Origin of the sequence: Neisseria sp. HMSC078C12, assembly GCF_001838065.1 — a bacterium.
Lineage (GTDB): Bacteria > Pseudomonadota > Gammaproteobacteria > Burkholderiales > Neisseriaceae > Neisseria.
In genome coordinates this window covers 80,303-100,939 of the sequence record NZ_KV835621.1, presented here as the reverse complement: position 1 = coordinate 100,939, position 20,637 = coordinate 80,303, and the positions used below count along the sequence as shown (strand labels likewise).

Sequence of the window (20,637 nt, the reverse complement as noted above, 5' to 3'; positions counted from 1 at the left end):
CCGATTAGGTTTCAGACGGCCTGAATGCCGTTATTTTAATGGTTTGAAAAAAGGCGGGCAAGAATGCCCGCCTTTGTGTTTGTTTCAATTAGTGGTGTATGCCCAAAACGGTCGCGTTGTGGCTGATGATTTCGTCTGCCAAAGACGGATTATCGTTCAGCTTGATGCCGTAACCGGGCACCAATTCTTTCAGACGGCCTGACCATGATTCGGCACGATCGGGGAAGCATTGGTGAACAAGTCTGATCATCAGCGGAACTGCTGTTGATGCACCGGGAGACGCGCCCAGCAATGCGGCCAACGAGCCGTCGGCATGGGCGACGATTTCGGTACCGAATTGGAGTACGCCGCCTTTTTTCGGGTCTTTTTTGATGATCTGCACACGCTGACCGGCGGTAATCAGTTCCCAATCGTCAGGGTTGGCTTCGGGATAGTAGTCGAGCAGCGAGGCGAAGCGTTCTTCTTTGGTTTTGCGCAATTCGCCCAAGAGGTATTTGGTCAGCGGCATATTGTCCCAACCGGCGCGGAGCATGGGGTAGAGGTTGTCCATGTGGATGGACATCGGCAAATCCATGAGCGAGCCTTGTTTGAGGAAGTTGGGGCGGAAGCCTGCATACGGGCCGAACATCAAATGGCGTTGGCCGTCCACGTTGCGGGTATCCAAGTGCGGAACGGACATTGGGGGCGCGCCGACGGAGGCTTGGCCGTACACTTTGGCGTTGTGTTGCGCGGCCGTTTCGGGATTGCTGTTGCGGAAGAAGAGGCCGGAAACCGGAAAGCCGCCGTAGCCTTTGCCTTCGGGGATACCGGATTTTTGCAGCAGGGTCAGTGCGCCGCCACCTGCGCCGAGGAAGACGAAACGGGTGCGGAGTGTCAACGGGTCGTCATCGTCTTTAGTGCTGCTGGTTTTCAGCACCCATGCGCCGTCCGATTCGCGGTTGAGGTCGTCGACATGGCGGTTGAATTTGATTTTTACGCCTTTGTCGCTCAAGTATTTGACCATCTGGCGGGTCAGGCTGCCGAAATCGACGTCTGTGCCTTCGGCGGAGTAGTTGGCGGCGATGGATTGGTTTTCATCACGGCCGTTGACAACCAGCGGCGCCCATTCGGCAATTTTGGCGCGGTCGGTAGAAAACTCCATTTTTTCAAAGAGTTTTTGGTTTTTGAACACGTCGAAACGTTTTTGCAGATAACTGCAATGGTCGGCGTTCATCACCAGCGACATATGGGGAACGGAATTGATGAAAGTGCGGTCGGTCAGTTTGCCTTCTTCGACCAAGCTCGCCCAAAACTGGCGGCTGATGTGGAATTGTTCGGCAATATTGAGGGCGCGGGTCGGATCGATCGTACCGTCGGCAGTCAGGGGGGCATAGTTCAATTCGCACAGGGCAGAGTGTCCCGTACCGGCGTTGTTCCATGCATTTGATGATTCCAACGCTACATCTTCCAGGCGTTCGATCAGGGTAATTTCCCAAGATGGTTCGAGCTCCTTGAGCAATACGCCCAAAGTGGCGCTCATAATGCCGCCGCCTACTAATACGACATCGGTTGCTTCAGCCATGGTTTTACTCCTACTAAAGTCAGGCATGGTTTGCCTTGTGGTTATCTATCATTATAAACAACTGATTTCAGAGGAATTGTTTTGTTTTTGTAGTGTGTGAAACTTTTTTGCCTGCTGAGTTTCCGAGCGTAAAGGGCGGGAGGCAGTTTCGGTTTGGGTTCCAGATTTCAGGTCTTTATAATATGTTATTGAGAATTTAGTAGATTTTACGGAGAAATGCAAAGATTTTCTGTTCGGTTCATATAAAAATAAGAGATTAGGCCATCTGAAAACGTTTTCTTAACCTTTATCCACCAACGTTTGCCAAGAAAAAAGAATTTTTCATTTCTTTTTTAATTGACCGTTTTTGTCAGCAATTTTAGCGCTAACAAACGTGAATCAACCGCCAATCTGCTATCATTTCGACTTATCCCACAACAAGGCAAACCGCCATGTATCTGACACAAGAAAAACCCTACCGCCCCCTATTGGTCGCACTGATGTTTCTCACCCTGCCGCTGGCGATGATATTGCACAATATCGTGCAAATCGCCTTTTCAGACGGCCAAGGCCTGCTGGTCACGGTCAAAGACGGCGCGTGGGCATGGCAAAGCGGTTGGCAGGATTCCGTCGCATGGTTCGTCTGCGGCATGTTTGCCTTCCTCAACCTGCCGATTGCCGGCGGGCTGACCAAGCTGGCGTATAAAAAAATGATGCGCCGGCATTCGCGTTACGCCCTATTCCTTGCCGGTGTCGCAGCGTGTGCCTCGGCGGCGGCAGGCTTGATTTTTGAAGCTATCTTAGGCAATGCCGCATTGGCAGGTATGCGCGGGCAAGGCGTGTTTTACTACACCCTCTCCGTATGGATCATCGCCATGCTGACCCTGCCCAAACAGCTCACGCGCGCGCCGGAGCAGCCCATCGTCTTTCACAAAATGAAACGTTGATTCAACAGGCGCAAACATTTTCAGACGGCATGCTTTCCGTTACCATTACATCCAACGCGTTTTAACCAATAAGGAATAACAAATGAATCAGGCGCAACAGCTCCGCGACGGCATACAGGCACTGGGTTTGGACATCGACGAAGCGAAACAGGCCAAACTGCTAGACTATGCCGCCCTGCTGCAAAAGTGGAACAAAACCTACAACCTGACCGCCCTGCGCGATCCCGCCCAAACCGTCAGCCACCACCTGCTCGACAGCCTGACCCTCTTACCCTATATCGAACACGCGCAAACCATGCTCGACGTCGGCTCCGGCGGCGGACAGCCCGGCATACCCACCGCCATCTGCCGCCCCGACCTCGACATCACCCTCCTCGATGCCAACACCAAAAAAACCGCCTTTTTACAACAAGCCGTCATCGAACTCGGCCTTAAAAACGTCCGCGTCATCAGCGGCCGCGTAGAAGCCGCCGCCGACTGCCGCGCCGACGTCATCACCAGCCGCGCCTTTGCCGAACTCGCCGACTTCGTCAACTGGACCGAGCACCTCCTCAAAGACGGCGGCTATTGGGCGGCCATGAAAGGCGTATATCCGCAAGAAGAAATCGACAAACTGCCCGAAAGCGTCGCCGTCGAAAAAGTCGAAGCATTGCACGTCCCCCAACTCAATGCCGAACGCCATATCGTCATCATCCGCAAAAAGGCCGTCTGAAAACAACCCAAGCATACCGAATAACGGTACAATCCAGCCATCCACACTTAACACGACAGCAAAGCACATGAGCGCACAAATCCTCGCCGTCGCCAACCAAAAAGGCGGAGTCGGCAAAACCACCACCACCGTCAACCTAGCCGCCTCCCTGGCCTCCAAAGGCCGCCGCGTCCTCGTCGTCGACCTCGACCCCCAAGGCAACGCCACCACAGGCAGCGGCATCAACAAAGCCACCATCGAAAACGGCGTTTACCAAGTTGTCCTCGGCGAAACCGACATCCCCAACGCCGTCGTCCGCAGCAAAGAAGGCGGCTACGACGTATTGGGTGCCAACCGCACACTGGCCGGCGCAGAAGTCGAACTCGTCCAAGAAATCGCACGCGAAATCCGCCTCAAAAACGCCCTGCAGCTCGTTGCCGACGACTACGACTACGTCCTCATCGACTGCCCCCCGTCCCTGACCCTGCTCACCCTCAACGGCCTGGTCGCCGCCAACGGCGTCATCGTCCCCATGCTTTGCGAATACTACGCCCTCGAAGGCATTTCCGATTTAGTGGCCACCGTCCGCAAAATCCGCCAAGCCATCAACCCCGACCTCGACGTAACCGGCATCGTCCGCACCATGTACGACAGCCGCAGCCGCCTCGTCGTCGAAGTCAGCGAACAGCTCAAACAACACTTCGGCAACCTGCTCTTCGACACCGTCATCCCCCGCAACATCCGCCTCGCCGAAGCCCCCAGCCACGGCCTCCCCGCCCTCGCCTACGACGCCCACGCCAAAGGCACCCAAGCTTATTTGGACTTGGCCGATGAACTGATTGCACGGTTGGAAAAATAAACAGAAATATGAATATAAAAAGGCCGTCTGAAAGTTAAAGAGTACTTTCAGACGGCCTTTGGTTTAATCAGGAAGAACATTTTTTAAAAAGACCGCGTGCGTGCCCGAAGGCACGCACGCGGTTTGATGTAACTGTAGCCTGACATCATGATGTAAAGTAGCGTTAAATTTTTGAACGAATCTGTATTGGTAGGATATTTAAGGGTGGACCTAGGAATTATTTTTTAGTAAAATCTCTCCTCTCTAAGATACAACCTCGAATATATAGGTAAGACATGAATTACGTGAGCTTTTTTAGTGGGGCATTAGGCTTAGATCTAGGATTGGAAAAAGGGGGGATGAATCCTCTACTTTTTTGTGAAAAGGATCAGGCATGCCAGAAAACTATCAAATTAAATCGCCCAAATGTACCATTGATAGGTGATATAAATAAATTCACATCCGATGATATTTTGAACATATTAGAGGTAGACTCTAATAATGAAATTGACTTGGTTGTAGGAGGCCCACCTTGTCAAGCATTTTCAACAGCAGGATCTAGACGCTCTTTTGAAGATGAAAGAGGTAATGTATTTCTGCATTTCTTAAAAATTGCAACAAATTTAAAGCCCAAATATATCGTAATAGAGAATGTGAGGGGATTATTATCTGCTCCATATAGTCCTTCTTCTATAAATCCAGAAAAAGGTTCCGCTTTGGATTATATTCTAAAGGAATTAAATACTCATGGTTATTATGTTTCTTTTAATCTTTACAATACTGCAAACTTTGGTGTTCCACAAATACGTGAACGAGTTGTAATTATCGCTTCATTAGAGTCAAAAGTACCATATTTGGAACCGACACATACACAAGTAGAACGTTTAGGGTTGCCATGTTGGGTAACTTTGAAACATGCAATTACAGGGATTCCCAAAGAAAAAAATCAATTATGTGCCAAATTTCCTGAAAAACGGCTGAAATACTACCGAATGCTGAATCCAGGTGAAAACTGGAGAAATCTACCTGAAGATTTACAGAAAGAGGCTTTAGGAAAAGCTTATGAATTAGGAGGAGGAAAAACTGGTTTCTTACGACGCTTAGATTGGAACAAACCAAGCCCTACATTAGTAACAAGTCCAACTATGCCGGCAACTGATTTAGCTCATCCTCTAGAAGATAGACCACTAAGTATTGCCGAATATGCAAGGATTCAACAATTCCCAGATGACTGGAAATTTTCGGGTGGCATTGCCGATCAGTATAAACAGATTGGCAATGCCGTCCCATGTGGTTTAGGGTTAGCTATAGCAAATATAATAATCAAGCATTATAACAAAGAGGAAATTCGAGAATTACCAGATTTCCCATATTCAAGGTATAAGTTCACTAATGAGAACAATTGGAAACTAGCATTTAAATAAGTTATTCAGCATTGTTATGCTTAATAGTTTTTTCAACAAATTTTAAGAAATCCTCTTCATTTAATACTTTGTCTAACCCTTCTCCACTTACAGGGAATTTATCCCAATTGGTGGTACCTTTTTTGGAGTATAAACGAAACCATTTTTGAATTTCACTACCATCTCTAATTTTAGATGAAGATGAGTTTTCTGTATTATCGCGATTTTTAATTTGTAAATAGTCCCAAGAATTCTCATCATGAGGGCAAATAAAATCAATGGCTTTAACAAAACTACCTGAACACCAAATCCAACCTTTTGGTTCTAGCTTTTCTGCTATATACATTTCTAATAGTTCTCCTACCTTATTTTCTGCTGCCATAGCTAGTTTATGCTCTTCTTGAATAGTTTCGAGTTTTTCGCAATCATATCCTTGACTTTTAGCTAAGATTTTGAGTACAGCAGCATCAGAAACCGTTGTTGGGGTAGTGATCAATACTGTTTTATTGCGTTGAGATTCAAATTTGTCTTTTAGCTTTTTAATATCCTCGTCTTTATCTAAATCTAAGCCTCTTGAGGATAAGAGACTAGGTTCTTTTTTTAAGAAACTTAAAACTTTATTAAATTTTTCATCTAAATTTTGTAACCTTTCGCACATACATATACTCCTTCATATAGTTAAAATGTTGATATATAACTTAATACAACTAATTTTTTAATATAGTTGCCCACTCCTTAATCAATCTCTTTATCGACACAGAACTAGGCGTTTTTAACTCCTGAGCAAATAATGACACACGTAGTTCTTCTATTTGCCATTTAAACATCTTTAGATCGTTTGAAAAGAGTTGATTTTGTTTCAAAAGTGATTGTACCTTATCCTTCCACATTTGTTCCAGCTCTTGAATATCGGCCTCACGGGCTGCGTCGCGGGCGGGATTGCTGCTGTATTTTTCGAGGCGCAGGGTCATGGCTTTGAGGTAGATGGGCAGGCGCGGCCATTGTGCCCACGGGGTGCGGGTGGCGAAGCCGGGGGCAAGTAGGGTTTGCAGGCGTTGACGCAGAAGGTGTGTAAGCGGGTGTTTGCCGAGTTTGCCGTTGAGTTCGGCATAGGCGGCGGCGGTTTCCTGCAGGTAACGACTGAGGGCTTCTTTGACGGCGGGCAGGCGGCTGCGGGCGCGTTTGATTTGTTCTTTGAAGGCTTTTTCGTTGCGCGGCAGCTCGTCTTCGCCGATAAAGGCGCGGTCGCAGACGGCTTGGGTGAGGTCGTCGCGCAGGGTGTCGGCGTTGATGTGTTTGAGCAGCATGGCGGCTTGGGTGAAGCCTTGGATGCCTTTGTTAAGGTCTTTAACTTGTTCTTTTAGTTGTAGTTTCATGAGTTCGATCACGCCTAATCGGTGGGCTTGTGCGGCGGCGGCAGACGTGTCGAACAGGCGCAGGGCGATGCGGCCGTCTTTTTCTTTTTGCAGGCCGAGATAGCCGGTAAGCTGTTGTTTGCCACGTGCGAATTTGATGGATTCGGGCAGGGTGCCGATGTCCCATGTGGTCACGTTGTCGCGCTCAAATTCTTGGGTGTTGTCGCGGAAGGTGACGGCGGCGGCTTGGCCGAGCTGTTGTTGCAATTCGTACAGTTTGCGGCCGCCGGCAAGCTCTTGTCCGCCGTCGTCGATAATGCGCAGATTCAGATAGCAGTGTTCGGGCAATTCTTGCGCCGTCCATGCGTCTTGGTCGATTTGCTCGAGAATCCGCATATCGCCGGCGCTTTTGGCGATAAAGTGCGCCAACTGGGGAATGATGGCCGCTTGGCGGTCGGGATTGCTTTCGAGAAATTTGATGATGAAATCGGGTACGGGCACGCAAATGCGGCGGATTTGCTTCGGCAGTGCTTTAATCAGCAGCTGGATTTTTTCGCGCAACATACCGGGCACCAGCCATTCAAGCGACGGCGCGTGCAGGCGGTTGAGGACGGTCAGCGGCACGGTCATGGTCACGCCGTCGAGCGGATGGTGCGGCTCGAAGCGGTAGGAAAGCTTGAACTTACCGTCTGCGGTTTGCCAGAATTTGGGGAACTGCTCTTCGGTAATGTGCGCGGCAGCGTGTTGCATCAGATCGTCGCGGCTGAGGAACAGCAGGCGCGGATTGTCGCGCTCGGCGGTTTTGAGCCAGGCTTCAAAGGTACGGATATCGGCAAGGGGCAATGGTTTCAGACGGCCTTTTTGAGATGCTGACTGCTTTTTAGGTTTGGGGTCGTCTGAAACATTTTGTCGGGTATGTGAACTCGGGTCGCGCTCGCGGTTGTCCGTATCTTTGGTATCTGCGTGCGCGGCTTGCGCCACACTCCCTGCGTTGCGCTGGTTTGCTTGTCCGTTTTGATCGGCTGTCTTGTCCGACTGGGTTTGTCCGCCCTCTTCGCTTCCCCAAACGCCACCTTTCGCGTCTTTCCACACCAGCTCGGGCAGCCGTTCGTTATAAAACGCAAACAGAGCTTCGTCATCAACCAATACGTCTTGCTTGCGCGATTTGTGTTCGAGTTCGGTAATTTCTTTAATCAGCTTTTTATTGTGAACAAAAAAGGCCGTCTGAAGATTGCTTTCCTGCGCCACCAATGCGCCTCGGATAAAGATTTCGCGCGCTTCTTCGGGCGCAACTTTGCCGTAAGACACGGGGCGGCGCGGCAATACGGTCAGGCCGTAAAGCGTCACGCGTTCGCTGGCGACGACTTCGCCGCGTTTTTGTTCCCAGTGCGGCTCGAAATAGTGGTAGCGGACGAGGTGCGGCGCTTCCTGCTCGATCCATTCGGGCTGGATAACGGCGACGTCGCGCGCGTAAAGGCGCGTGGTTTCAACCAATTCTGCCGCCATCACCCATTTGGGTTTGGCTTTGAACAGGGCGGAGGCGGGAAAAAGGTGGAAGCGGCTGCCGCGCGCGCCGGTGTAGTCGTTGCCATCGGGCGATTTCATGCCGACGTTGGCGATAAGGCCGGTCAGCAGGGCGCGGTGGATTTGTTCGTAGCCCGCTTCTTTGGCGGCACGGATTTGGGCGCGGTGTTGTTTCTTATCCAGTTGTTTTTGTTTGAGCTTTGCCGCCAAATCTTGGTCGCCTTGGCTTTCAGACGGCCTTAATTGTTCTTGGGAAGGAGGTTGTCTAAACGCGGCTTCTTTGGTGGTCAAACCCATTTCAATCGCGGTTTGGGCAAGCTGGTGGTGCAGCTCACGCCATTCGCGCATCCGCAGGTGCGACAGGAAATATTGGCGGCACCATTGCACCAGCTGCTTGTTGGACAAGCCTTTATCACGCTCGCGCTGGAAGCTGTCCCAAATATTCAGATAGGCAAGGAAATCGGATTGCTTGTCGGTAAAGCGTTCATGCGCCTTGGAGGCGGCATCGCGCGCTTCCAAAGGCCGCTCGCGCGGGTCTTGAATCGACAGCGCGGACGCAATCACCAATATTTCCGCCATGCAGTCGTGCTTCTTCGCCGCCAGCAAAATGCGCGCGATTTTCGGGTCGATGGGCAGGCGCGCCATTTGTTCGCCGAGTTTGGTCAGGCGGTAGCGCGTATTGGCACCGATATGGCCCGAACTGTTTTGCAGGCCGTCTGAAACATTGGCTGGGTTGGATCGTGCATCCATGCCTGATCCGCGTACTTGGTTTTTCATATTTTGCATAGTCTTGTCGGTCGGGCATCTTCCCCGACATCATCTAAATTTGTCTTTATTGGTTAGCACGCCGCTTATTGCGGATAAACATATTCCGCCTTGCCGTCGCGAATGTTCAAGCTGCCTGCATCGCCTGTAATCAAATTGCCCGTTACCGAGCCTTCGCTACAACCTGAAACCGGCATATCATAGCCCAGCGTGTGAATCAGAAACGTTGAAAGCTGCTGATGGAAGGCAATCTCGCAAGGCGCAAAAGCCTGGTTGGCAGCCTGTTGCACGGCCTTATCCGGGCTGTACAACACCAGCGGTACGAGATAGCTGTCGGGCTGCACCGTGCCTTGATTGTAGGTATCTTGGCGTACATACTGGCCATGATCGGAGGTATAGGCAAACAGCCAGTTGCCGTCAGGCTGCTTTTGCAGCTGCTCGAATACGGTTTGAATCATTTGGTCGGTTTTGTGGATGGTGTTGTCGTACTTATCCACAATATTGGCTTCGCCGAATACTTTATCTTGAGGCTGCAACAATGCACCGTATGGGACGTGCGAACCGCGTTGGTGCAACACGATAAAATGCTTGCCCTGCTGCAAATTGATTTTGTCAAACAGCGGCAGCAGCTTCTCATCAGGCATATTGTCGCCGTTGCCGTAGCCCAGCTGCGTCGGCTGAATCAGATGGTCTATCCACTTTTTACCGATTAAGTTCAAAATCGCCATCTCGTTTTCCGCCTGCGCGCTGTAAAAATACGTTTCATAGCCCTGCTCTTTGGCAAGGCGGAACATATTGGTATCGCCGCTGCTGATTTGCTCGTAGCCATTAGCATGCGGTATGGCATTGAAAAAGCTGGGCAGGGACACAGCCGTCATCAAAGCGGCGGAATAGCTTTGCTTCACAATCGGCTTAAAGTCGGCTTGCGACAGCTGGGTTAAAAACGGCGAAGTTTCGCGTCCGTAGCCAAACAGTTTCAAATGCGCCGCGCTTTCGCTTTCGCCCATAATCAGGACGATATTTTGAACACTGCCCTGCCCGATTTTGCTTGGCACAGGCTGTTTGAACACAGGAATCTTGCTTAAATCAAACAACTGATACGGCAATACACGCCCGACAAAATAGCCGAAGCTGAAATAATTGGCTTTGATACGGCTGTATGTCGGTTTGGGCGAAATACCGTGTTCCTGCGTCGTACTGAATGAACGTCCAAAAATCAGCAACATTGCCGCAATAAACAAAATATCGGCGGCAAAATGCGTCTTACGGCGGAACTTGGCAAGGCTGCAAAACAACACGACTTCCAACACGCCCCACAACACAGGCAGCCACAACTTATCCAACATCGACGCGCCCGCGCTGCCGACTTCTGTAACCTCTTTCAGCATCAGCCAATAATTAATGCCCGTCATCCAGCTTTGATAAACCGCATAATGCACATTATTGGCAATAATGCTGAACGCGAAAAACACCGCAATCAACAAACGCGTCGCCTTATAACGCGCAAACAGATACAGCGCAGCAATCACAAATGTCAGCGCAAACGTTTCCGCCATTTTCGCCGCCGGCAGGGTTTCAATCCCGAATACAAAGCGATAGGCAATTTCGCTGGCAGTCAGCAAAGACGAATATAGAACAAGCGTGAGGAAAGATTTTTTCATCATTAATATTTCACAATAAAAGTTGCAGGCTGGGTTTGGGCACTCGGCAACGGTATTCTTCAGCGGCTATCTATTTACAGTTTGTTTTTTAAAGACGAGGTCGTCTGAAAATGGTTTATATAGTTTGTTAATGAATAGTTAGGTTATTTTCAGATAACCTCTATGATCCCAAATTTTGATATCCTTTGGGGAGATACAGACTTTCAAACTACTTAAGAAATAGAACATTTAATATATTGTTCAACAACCTTTTTTATTAGTTGTTTTGCATTTTATAGAGCTAGATACCATCAGAGTTTTATGAAACCTTACTCCAGTTTATAATTTAACTATAATCCTAATGTAGAAGCTGCGTTTTCAACCTTAAATTCATAATAAATAGATAAAAATTTCTGCTGCGATGACAAAGCCTCACACAAAATACCGCGCTTAGACAAGGCACAAAACAGAGCAACTGAATAGGCTTGGCAATTAATAGATTTTTTGGGATTAAACTCAATATCGCTAAAGGCATCATAAGATAGTAATTCTTCATGATATTCTTCATGCTGTTTTAAAGCATTTATATATACCCAATCGTAATACGCTGTAATTGGATTTAATCCCCACTCTTTATCTTTTTTCCCATTAGGACGAAACGCAATCAATCTACCTGATTCTTTCAAACGAGGGTCTTTTTTCGCTTCAAGAGATGACACTTTCAACAAATCCAAAAATTGCTTATTTCCTTCAAAAACTTTACTGCTTTGGAATACACATTCCACACTGGCAATCCCTTTTCCAGTTGCATTCATAACCATCAAATTAAAAGCACTCAAAGCTATACCTAATGAAGTTTCTGATTTACTAGAAATTTCTAAAATTTGATCCAAATTTTTGTGTTTTTCTAATGCTGCCTCATGTAATGAACGAATAGATTTTTGCTTTTGTGAAATTGCCATACCTGGAAACCATTTAAAATCCAACATATCTGTTTGGACTAAATAATCTCCTTTAGTTTGGGGAATATAAATAGGTCTTTGCGCCATGTTTATCTCCAATTTACCTGTTCTCTAAAATTATAAAATATATGCTTAGTTTTATTTTTGACCCATTCTGCATTGGGAAAGAGAGCAAGATTAGGATAATTGCAAGCATTAAGTGAATCCATATCCCCTAAATTCCAATGAAAATAACAAGCAGTAATATAACTGGGGGCAATCGTATTAAAAACTAAAATTTCCGCCTGAACATCGGTTGGTAGATACGATTTTAGTTCAATACGAGGAATTTCTTGTCTACCATTACGCGTTTCTTTAACAACTAGATCTGCAAACATAGCTTCAAAAGCAATAGCAGTTTTAAAGTTTTCTACGGGTTGCTGGCGCACTCCCGTAGAGGCAGCGTTGGTCGGATAAAAGGCGCAATCACATTCCCACAAGACATCTGGTTTAAGTAGTAAAAATACCCAATTTTCATCAGGATATTTTTGCCGTTTGTGCCACAACATTTCATTATTGGGAAACATAATACTTAAACAGGAAGCATTTTTCCCATCAGCGCGAAAATCATCAGGAAAAACAAATTCTCTTTCTTCTAGAGACTGGTTAAGCTGTTCTGTTTCTAAACGAGGCATAATTCCATGTTCCAAAATACTAGCTACATTATTGATATGTGTGAAATGTACCAGAAATTCAATGTTTCTCCTTTCCACCTGTTGTTTGATTTGTTTTGCATAATTTATCATTTTTCTTTTTCCCTTGAATAAAGTATAAGGTTAGATTTAAAACTAATATATGATTACTACATTAGTTTATTTTTCAGATTACATTATATTTTTAGAGGATATATTCAAGCCATCTGGAAACTACTCAAAATTTCCTTCCACCGCCCCCAATTCCAGCAATACCTGAAAACCGTCATTGATATACCGCGAATCGGGCATTTCTAAAAATGGGAATGCCGCTACGTCGCCCAGGTTCAGCGATGCCATGCGCAGGATGACGGCGGCGAGGTTGCTGCGGACGATTTCGGGGTCGGTGAATTCGGGGCGGCTATTGAAATCTTCTTCTGAAAACAGTCGGATACATACGCCTGCGGAAATGCGGCCGCAGCGGCCGGAGCGTTGGCGGGCAGCGGCTTGGGAGATTTTTTCTACATGAAGCTGCTCCACTTTCGCCCGTGCGGAATAGCGTTTGACGCGCGCGAGGCCGGTGTCGATGACGTATTTGATGCCCGGCACGGTGAGCGAGGTTTCGGCGACGTTGGTTGCCAGTACGATGCGGCGTTTTACGCCTGAGGGGTGGAAGATTTTGTGCTGCTCGGCGTGCGACAGGCGCGCGAACAGGGGCAGGATTTCGTCGTTGCGGCGCAGCGTGGATTTGCGCAGGGCTTCGGCGGCTTCGCGGATTTCGCGTTCGCCCGGCAGGAACACCAAAATATCGCCTTCGCCGTGTCGCGCCAATTCGTCCGCCGCATCGACAATCGCGTCGGTCAGCTCTACTTCCGCGTCGTCTTCGTCTTTGCTGGTCAGCGGGCGGTAGAGGATTTCGACGGGATAGGTGCGCCCGCTCACTTCCAGCACGGGCGCGCCGTTGAAGTGTTGGGAGAAGCGTTCTGCGTCTATCGTGGCCGAAGTGATGATGACTTTCAAGTCGGGGCGGCGCGGCAGCAGTTGTTTCAAATAGCCCAAGAGGAAGTCGATGTTCAGGCTGCGTTCGTGCGCTTCGTCGATGATAATCGTGTCGTAGGTGGCGAGGTAACGGTCGGTCTGGGTTTCCGCCAGCAGGATACCGTCGGTCATCAGCTTGACGCAGGCATCGCGCGAAGTATGGTCGGTGAAGCGCACTTTATAGCCGACCGCGCTGCCGATTTCCGATTTCAGCTCTTCGGCAATCCGCTCTGCCACCGAACGCGCGGCCAAACGGCGCGGCTGGGTATGCCCGATCAAACCCGCCGCCCCACGTCCGAGTTCCAAACAAATCTTGGGCAACTGCGTGGTTTTGCCCGAACCGGTTTCGCCGCAGATAATCGTTACCTGATTTTCGGCAATGGCTTTTTTGATTTCGTCGAGCTTTTCGTGAACGGGCAGCGTGTTGTCGAATTCAGGCTTGGGCAGTTTGGACAGGCGTTGCAGATAAAGATCGTGCGATTTTTTGTATTTTTCCTCAACCTTGGCCAAGCCGCCGTATTTTTTTGGGTTTTTAAAGGCGGATTGCAGGAAATGGCGGTCTTTGGAGAGGGTTTGGGCGAAATCGGGATGCGGCATGATGGTGCAATGAATTAAATAATGTGAAAAGAATGGAATTATAGCAAAAGGCCGTCTGAAACTTGCTTGCTTTCAAGTTTCAGACGGCCTTTGTATGGATAAACCGTTTTAGTCGGCGGCGTGCCAAGGTTTTTGCATACCGGCATGGAAACTCGGTTTTTCTCCGCCCCACAAGGTGTCGATGTCGTAGAAGTCGCGCACGGCAGGGAGCATAACGTGGACAACGAGGTCGCCTGCGTCGACGAGCGTCCATTCGCCACTGTCGCCTTCGGTGCTGAGGATTTCAAAACCGGCTTCTTTCAAATCGACGGCAACGTTGTTCGCCAATGCTTTAACTTGGCGTGTGCTGTCGCCGCTGGCAATAATCATGCGGGCGAACAGGGAGGTTTTGTCTTGGGTTTCCAAAACGGAGATGTCTTTGGCTTTAATGTCTTCGAGGGCGTTTACAGCCACTTCGACCATTTTTTGCAGGTCTTGCAATTCTTGTTCGTTCATTATTTTCCTAGTTGAAATGTTTTCAGACGGCATTATAGCTTATCTGCCTGAATAAACGCTATTTTTCATAGAGCTTGTGTTGGCGGATGTATTGGGCGACGGGTTGAGGCAGGCCGTCTGAATGGTGCGTTTTGGCGAGATTGGCACGGATTTGGGTGGAGCTGGTGTTGTGCAGTGGCGCGTTGAGGATGCGGACGCTGCCGTTTTGCAGGGCTTCTCCGAGCCATGCGTGCAATTCGCGCGGGGTTTTGTTGAGGTTGTCGCCCTGGCGCATGGCGACGGCGATATGGGTCTGACGCACGAGGGTTTGCCATTTTTTCCATGTGTGCAGCTGCATCAGGCTGTCGCTGCCCATCAGCCACCACAGTTGCGCGCCGGGAAACTGCTGGCGGAAGATTTGGACGGTGTCAAACGTATAAGTTGCGCCGTCGCGGACGATGTCGCAGTCGCTGGCGGCGAATTTCGGCTCGTCGGCGATGGCGAGTTCAACCATATTGAGGCGCTCTTGTGCCGGCGTGCGCGTGCTGTCTTTGTGGTACGGGTCGCCTGCCGGCAGGAAGACGACGAGGTCCAAACCGATTTCGTCGGCGAAGGCGCGGGCGATGTGGAGGTGGCCGTTGTGAATGGGGTCAAACGTGCCGCCGAATAATCCGATGTTTTTCATTTTGGGTAGTGTCTGCGTTAGATGTTTTGGCCGTCTGAAGCAGGCAGGCTGCCGTCAACAATCAGATTGAGCTTGCCTGTGGTCGGGTGGATGACCAGGCCGTGGACGGCGATGTTGTCGGGCATCAGCGGATGTTTGCGAATCAGCTCGACGGTATGGCGCACACTGTCTTCAACGTTGTCAAAACCGGTCAGCCAGCCGTCCAAATCGATACCGGCGTTGCGCAGGGTTTCGATGCGGTCGTCAGGGATATTGCTGTCGTGTACGCGTTGGAGGAACTCTTCGGCGTGTAATCCGCGCATACCGCAGTCGTGGTGGGCAATGACCATGATTTCTTTGACTTTGAGTTCAAATACGGCCACCAACAAACTGCGCATTACGGAACCCCAAGGGTGCGTCACCAGCGCGCCGGCGTTTTTGATGAGCTTGGCATCGCCGTTTTTCAAGCCTAAAGCATTAGGCAGCAATTCGATAATGCGTGCGTCCATGCAGGAAAGAATGGCCAGCTCGCGGCCGGGGTATTTGTTGGTAAAGTATTTTTCGTATTCGCCTGTTTCGACGAAATGTTGGTTATAGGCGAGGATTTCGCTCAATTCGCTCATGATGTGCTCGTTTCGGATGGTTTACTCTATTATAGCGGTTTTCGGGTGGCGCGGTTGTTTTGCAAATTCGCCGTAAACGGCTAAAATCAACGTATCTTTAGTTCTTTTGGAGGATGTGCCGTGTCTCAGTCTTTCCGCTTTGAACAGGTATTCGCGTCCGATGTCCACGATGCATTGTGGGATTGGGCGCAAACCAGCTATGGCGCATCCGACGATTGGTGCATTCTGTATCTCAACGGCCTGCCTTTAGGTCGTCTGAATCCGTTATGGCGCGAACGCCTCGGACAAGATTGGACAGGCAGGCAGTCAACCCTTTCAGACGGCCTGAATCTGGAAACCGACGGCTGGGCAAAAATGGGCGACAGTTTGCAAACGCTGGCGCAACAATGGCGCGAGTGCGGTTGGCTCAAAGGTTGGCGCGGTGAAAAGTTCGACATCTGCGACCAGTCGGGCAAGCCTTTATGCGCACTCGAACGCGCCGCCTTCCGTCCGTTCGGCCTGATGAGTCAGGCAGTGCATTTGAACGGATTGGTCGAAACAGAAAACAGTCTGCGCTTTTGGATCGGCCGCCGCAGTCCGCACAAAGCCGTCGATCCAAACAAACTCGACAACCTGACCGGCGGCGGCATCAGCAGCGGCGAGAGGCCGTCTGAAGCCGTCTGCCGCGAAGGTGAAGAAGAAGCAGGCATTCCCGCTTCGTTAACCCCCCATATCCGACCGACCGCCCAAATATATAGTTTGCGCCCCGTTAACCGCGGTGTCCACAACGAAATCCTGCATATCTTCGACATTATCCTGCCCGAAGACTTCCAACCCGCCAACCAAGACGGCGAAGTTGCCGGTTTTGAACTGATGGACATCCCCACCCTGCTTGATGCCATGTTGGGCGGACACATGATGCACGATGCCCAGCTGGTTACGCTTGAAGCCTGCCGTCGATACGGCCTGATAGACCTCAAACATCCGCTGTCCGCATGGCTCGACAGCATCCGTTGCCGACCCCATTTTTAAAGGCCGTCTGAAACCATGTTGCAACTCAAAAACATCAACAAACGCTTCGGCAGCAAAACTGTTGCCCAAGACATCAACCTAAACGTCGAAGCAGGCGAAATCCTCGCCGTACTCGGCCGCTCCGGCTGCGGCAAATCCACCCTGCTCAAAACCATCGTCGGCCTGGTGCGTCCCGACAGCGGCGAAGTCTGGCTCAACGGCGACAACATCACCGACATGCCGTCTGAAAAACGCAATATCTCGCTGATGTTTCAAGACTACGCCCTTTTGCCGCATTTGTCCGCCCTCGACAACGTCGGCTTCGGCCTCAAAATGCGCCGTCTGCCCAAAGCCGAAATCGAAGAACAATCCATGCAGGCCTTGTGCGACATCGGTTTAGAACACGAAGCGCAACGCAAACCCGAAAGCCTCTCCGGCGGAGAACAGCAACGCCTCGCCCTCGCGCGCGCCCTAATCACGCGCCCGTCGCTGTTGCTCTTGGACGAAGCCTTCTCCAGCCTCGACACCCACCTGCGCCGCCACCTGCGCACCCTGACCGCCGAACGCATCCACAGCCAAAACATCCCCGCCATCCTCGTGACCCACTCCGCCGAGGAAGCCTGCACCATGGCCGACACCATCGCCATCATGCACGAAGGCCGCATCCTCCAACACGGCACGCCGGAAACCCTTATCCGCCGCCCCGTCAACGCCCAAGCCGCCCTGCTGCTCGGTTTGGCCAACACCGACGACACACGCTACATCCCCCAACACGCCATCCGATTTGACCCGAACGGCACGGCCGTCCGCATCAGCGAAGCCGTCCCACTCGCCGAAGGCACACGCCTCACCCTCGCCCATCCGCAATACGGCGATTTGATTTGGTACCCCCACGCCGACCACGATACGGACAAACTGCCAACCGGACAGGAAATCCGCATCAGCGTGGATGAAAGTCAGATTGTTTGGTTTGATTGAATTTGATGGATTGAGAAAAAGAAAAAGGCCGTCTGAAAAAACATTCTTCAGACGGCCTTGTCTATTCAATCAAAATCAGTCTTTCAACTTCGCCAACTGAGTTTGAACTTTCGCCATTTTGTCTTCCAATTCCGCCAAATCGGCTTTGTCTTTTTCCACCAAATGCGCCGGGGCTTTTTCGGTGTAGCCGGGTTTGGAGAGTTTGGCGTTGAGTTTGTCCAAGGCTTTTTGCAGCTTCTCGGCTTCTTTGCTCAAACGGGCGGTTTCGGCGGCTTTGTCGATTTCGACTTTCAGCATCAGGCGCGCGCCGTTGCAGACGGCGACAGGTGCGTCGTCTGCTTCGGGCAGGCTGTCCACCAGCTTGGCTTCGGTCAGTCGAGTCAGCGACGGCAGGTATTTGAGCAGGCCTTCGAGTTCTGCGCTGCCTTCGACGAAGAGCGGCGCTTTGACGTTTGGCGCGATACCCATTTCGCCGCGCAGCTTGCGCACTTCTTCCACCAAGTCTTTCAATGCGGCCATTTTGTCGAAGGCCGTCTGAACGATTTGTTCTTTATCGGCTTGCGGATAGGCGGCCAACATGATGCTGTCGGCGGTTTTGGCATTCGCCAGAGGCGCAACGACCTGCCACAGCTCTTCGGTAATGAACGGCATGATTGGGTGCAGCAGGCGCAGGATGGTTTCGAGTACGCGCACGAGGGTTCGGCGTGTGGTGCGCTGGGTTGTCGGGCAGCCGGTTTGGATTTGCACTTTTGCCAGCTCGATGTACCAGTCGCAATATTCGTTCCACACGAATTCGTACAGCGTTTGCGCGGCAAGGTCGAAGCGGTAGGTTTCAAAGGCTTCGGCAACGGCGACTTCGGCTTGTTGCAGTTTGCCGATAATCCATTGGTCGGCGAAGGTAAACGCCAACGGCTGCATTTCGTCTTGACCGCAGTCTTTGTCTTCGGTGTTCATCAACACGAAGTTGGTGGCGTTCCACAATTTGTTGCAGAAGTTGCGGTAACCTTCGGCACGTTTGAAGTCGAAGTTCACGCTGCGACCCAAGCTGGCGTAGCTTGCCATGGTGAAGCGCAATGCGTCCGCACCCATGCTCGGAATGCCTTCGGGGAAGAGTTTTTTCGTGGCTTCTTCCACTTTCGGCGCGGTTTCAGGTTTACGCAGGCCGGTCGTGCGTTTCACCAGCAGTTTTTCCAAGTCGATGCCGTCGATCAAATCCACAGGGTCGATGACGTTGCCTTCGGATTTGGACATTTTTTTGCCTTCATGGTCGCGCACGATGCCGTGGATGTACACGTCTTTAAACGGTACTTTGCCGGTGAAGTGGGTGGTCATCATAATCATGCGCGCCACCCAGAAGAAGATAATTTCGTAGCCGGTGACCAAGACATTGGACGGCAGGAAGGATTTGAGTTCGTCGGTTTCAGACGGCCAGCCGAGTGTGGAAAATGGCACAAGCGCGGAGGAGAACCATGTGTCCAATACGTCTTCTTCGCGGGTCAAACCGGTTTTGCCGGCTTGTTTTTCGGCTTCTTCCTGATTGCGGGCAACATACACATTGCCTTCGTTGTCGTACCATGCAGGGATTTGATGACCCCACCACAGTTGGCGTGAGATACACCAGTCTTGGATGTTGTTCATCCATTGGTTGTAGGTATTGACCCAGTTTTCGGGGATAAAGCGCACTGCGCCGCTGTCGACGGCTTTTTTGGCTTTGTCGGCGAGGCTCAAGCCTTTGAATTCGCTGTCAGGCTCGCCGCCGTTTGGCGTGGCGGACATGGCGACAAACCATTGGCTGGTCAGCATCGGCTCAATCACTGAGCCGGTACGGTCGCCTTTCGGCGTCATCAGCGTGTGCGGTTTGATTTCAACCAAGAAGCCTTGTTCCTGCAAATCGGCAACCATTTGTTTGCGCGCGGCAAAGCGGTCTAAACCTGCGTATTTTTCAGGCAGGGCAAAGCCTTGTTGCGCTTCGCCTTTGAAGTTGAACACTTCGGCGTTTGCCAACACTTTGGCTTCCAAGTCAAACACATTAATCAGGCGCGTGTCGTGGCGTTTACCGATTTCATAGTCGTTGAAGTCGTGCGCAGGCGTGATTTTCACGCAACCGGTGCCGAAGTCTTTTTCAACGTATTCATCGGCAATCACGGGGATAGTACGGCCGGTCAGCGGCAGGATCAATTCTTTGCCGATTAAATGGGTATAACGTTCGTCTTCAGGATTGACGGCAACGGCCACGTCGCCCAGCAGCGTTTCAGGACGGGTGGTCGCCACGATAACGGCTTCGGCAGGATTGTCGGCCAGCGGATAGCGGATGTGCCACATAGAGCCTTGTTCTTCCACGCTTTCCACTTCCAAATCAGACACTGCGGTACCCAATACCGGATCCCAGTTCACCAAGCGTTTGCCGCGGTAAATCAAGCCTTGTTCATACAGGCGCACGAACACTTCGGTCACGGTTTCGGCGCGCACGTCGTCCATCGTGAAATATTCGCGCGTCCAGTCGGCAGAACAGCCCACGCGGCGCATTTGTTGGGTAATCGTGCCGCCGGAAACTTCTTTCCATTCCCATACTTTTTCCAAGAATTTTTCGCGGCCCAAGTCATGACGGGACACGTTTTGCGCGGCAAGCTGGCGCTCGACCACGATTTGCGTGGCGATGCCCGCGTGGTCTGTGCCCGGAATCCAGGCGGTGTTGCAGCCTTTCATACGGTAGTAGCGGGTCAGGCCGTCCATGATGGTTTGGTTGAAGGCATGGCCCATGTGCAGCGTGCCGGTAACGTTGGGCGGCGGCAGTTGGATGGAGAAAGACGGTTTGGTCAAATCCATATCAGGTTGGAAATAGCCCTGCTTTTCCCAGTTTTGATAATGTTTGGATTCGATTTCGGCTGGATTGTATTTGTCTAACATGATGGAACTTTGTGAAATTAAGGTTATTTT

The 20,637-nt window shown here is 50.6% G+C and carries 17 protein-coding genes; 6 read left to right on the top strand and 11 right to left on the bottom strand.

Features of this window, described 5'->3' with window-relative positions:
* Positions 1–88 precede the first annotated feature (88 nt).
* Positions 89–1,561 carry a malate:quinone oxidoreductase gene (locus tag HMPREF2596_RS10055; protein ID WP_070850938.1) on the bottom strand — a complete coding sequence of 491 codons (1,473 nt, stop codon included), beginning with the start codon at positions 1,559–1,561 and terminating at the stop codon, positions 89–91.
* Positions 1,562–1,992: 431 nt separating this feature from the next.
* Between HMPREF2596_RS10055 and HMPREF2596_RS10050 the strand changes: the two genes are divergently transcribed.
* The 4 genes from HMPREF2596_RS10050 to HMPREF2596_RS10035 all read left to right on the top strand — a co-directional run bounded on the left by HMPREF2596_RS10050 (position 1,993) and on the right by HMPREF2596_RS10035 (position 5,440).
* Entirely contained in the window at positions 1,993–2,487 is a 495-nt protein-coding gene (locus tag HMPREF2596_RS10050; protein WP_049348509.1) for a hypothetical protein, read from the top strand.
* 82 nt (positions 2,488–2,569) lie between these two features.
* Positions 2,570–3,199 carry a 16S rRNA (guanine(527)-N(7))-methyltransferase RsmG gene (gene rsmG, locus HMPREF2596_RS10045; RefSeq protein ID WP_036493627.1) on the top strand — a complete coding sequence of 210 codons (630 nt, stop codon included), beginning with the start codon at positions 2,570–2,572 and terminating at the stop codon, positions 3,197–3,199.
* 67 nt (positions 3,200–3,266) lie between these two features.
* A complete protein-coding gene (locus HMPREF2596_RS10040; RefSeq protein WP_049336841.1) occupies positions 3,267–4,037 on the top strand; it encodes a ParA family protein in 771 nt (256 codons plus the stop codon).
* Between the two features lie 275 nt (positions 4,038–4,312).
* Positions 4,313–5,440: a DNA cytosine methyltransferase gene (locus HMPREF2596_RS10035; RefSeq protein WP_070850937.1), complete on the top strand. Its 1,128-nt coding sequence runs from the start codon at positions 4,313–4,315 to the stop codon at positions 5,438–5,440.
* 1 nt (position 5,441) lies between these two features.
* Here the strand turns inward: HMPREF2596_RS10035 and HMPREF2596_RS10030 are convergent, their stop codons facing one another.
* The 9 genes from HMPREF2596_RS10030 to HMPREF2596_RS09990 form a co-directional block, all read right to left on the bottom strand.
* Complete coding sequence (locus HMPREF2596_RS10030; RefSeq protein ID WP_070850936.1) at positions 5,442–6,077, bottom strand: SinI family restriction endonuclease; 636 nt, start codon at positions 6,075–6,077, stop codon at positions 5,442–5,444.
* 49 nt (positions 6,078–6,126) lie between these two features.
* Positions 6,127–9,084: a DUF3418 domain-containing protein gene (locus tag HMPREF2596_RS10025; protein WP_070850935.1), complete on the bottom strand. Its 2,958-nt coding sequence runs from the start codon at positions 9,082–9,084 to the stop codon at positions 6,127–6,129.
* A gap of 65 nt (positions 9,085–9,149) precedes the next feature.
* Entirely contained in the window at positions 9,150–10,727 is a 1,578-nt protein-coding gene (lpt3, locus tag HMPREF2596_RS10020; protein ID WP_114139677.1) for a lipooligosaccharide phosphoethanolamine transferase, read from the bottom strand.
* Between the two features lie 326 nt (positions 10,728–11,053).
* Positions 11,054–11,752 (bottom strand): DarT1-associated NADAR antitoxin family protein, encoded by a 699-nt coding sequence (locus tag HMPREF2596_RS10015; RefSeq protein WP_070850933.1) that lies wholly within the window; start codon positions 11,750–11,752, stop codon positions 11,054–11,056.
* A 2-nt stretch (positions 11,753–11,754) separates the two neighbouring features.
* Positions 11,755–12,450, bottom strand: a complete 696-nt coding sequence (locus HMPREF2596_RS10010) for a DarT ssDNA thymidine ADP-ribosyltransferase family protein (RefSeq protein WP_070850932.1) — start codon at positions 12,448–12,450, stop codon at positions 11,755–11,757.
* A 120-nt stretch (positions 12,451–12,570) separates the two neighbouring features.
* Positions 12,571–13,971: an ATP-dependent RNA helicase HrpA gene (gene hrpA / locus HMPREF2596_RS10005; RefSeq protein WP_083325022.1), complete on the bottom strand. Its 1,401-nt coding sequence runs from the start codon at positions 13,969–13,971 to the stop codon at positions 12,571–12,573.
* 108 nt (positions 13,972–14,079) lie between these two features.
* On the bottom strand, positions 14,080–14,466 hold the full coding sequence (gene rsfS / locus HMPREF2596_RS10000) for a ribosome silencing factor (RefSeq protein ID WP_002246503.1): 387 nt from the start codon (positions 14,464–14,466) through the stop codon (positions 14,080–14,082).
* Between the two features lie 58 nt (positions 14,467–14,524).
* Positions 14,525–15,130, bottom strand: a complete 606-nt coding sequence (gene nadD, locus HMPREF2596_RS09995; protein ID WP_070850931.1) for a nicotinate-nucleotide adenylyltransferase — start codon at positions 15,128–15,130, stop codon at positions 14,525–14,527.
* A gap of 17 nt (positions 15,131–15,147) precedes the next feature.
* On the bottom strand, positions 15,148–15,732 hold the full coding sequence (locus tag HMPREF2596_RS09990; RefSeq protein ID WP_070850930.1) for a beta-class carbonic anhydrase: 585 nt from the start codon (positions 15,730–15,732) through the stop codon (positions 15,148–15,150).
* Positions 15,733–15,852: 120 nt separating this feature from the next.
* Between HMPREF2596_RS09990 and HMPREF2596_RS09985 the strand changes: the two genes are divergently transcribed.
* Together HMPREF2596_RS09985 and HMPREF2596_RS09980 are read left to right on the top strand one after the other, a co-directional pair.
* Positions 15,853–16,743 carry an NUDIX hydrolase gene (locus HMPREF2596_RS09985; RefSeq protein WP_070850929.1) on the top strand — a complete coding sequence of 297 codons (891 nt, stop codon included), beginning with the start codon at positions 15,853–15,855 and terminating at the stop codon, positions 16,741–16,743.
* A gap of 15 nt (positions 16,744–16,758) precedes the next feature.
* Positions 16,759–17,700, top strand: coding sequence for an ABC transporter ATP-binding protein (locus tag HMPREF2596_RS09980; RefSeq protein WP_070850928.1), 942 nt, complete (start codon positions 16,759–16,761; stop codon positions 17,698–17,700).
* A 75-nt stretch (positions 17,701–17,775) separates the two neighbouring features.
* Here the strand turns inward: HMPREF2596_RS09980 and HMPREF2596_RS09975 are convergent, their stop codons facing one another.
* A complete protein-coding gene (locus HMPREF2596_RS09975) occupies positions 17,776–20,607 on the bottom strand; it encodes a valine--tRNA ligase (protein ID WP_070850927.1) in 2,832 nt (943 codons plus the stop codon).
* Between the last annotated feature and the right edge of the window lie 30 nt (positions 20,608–20,637).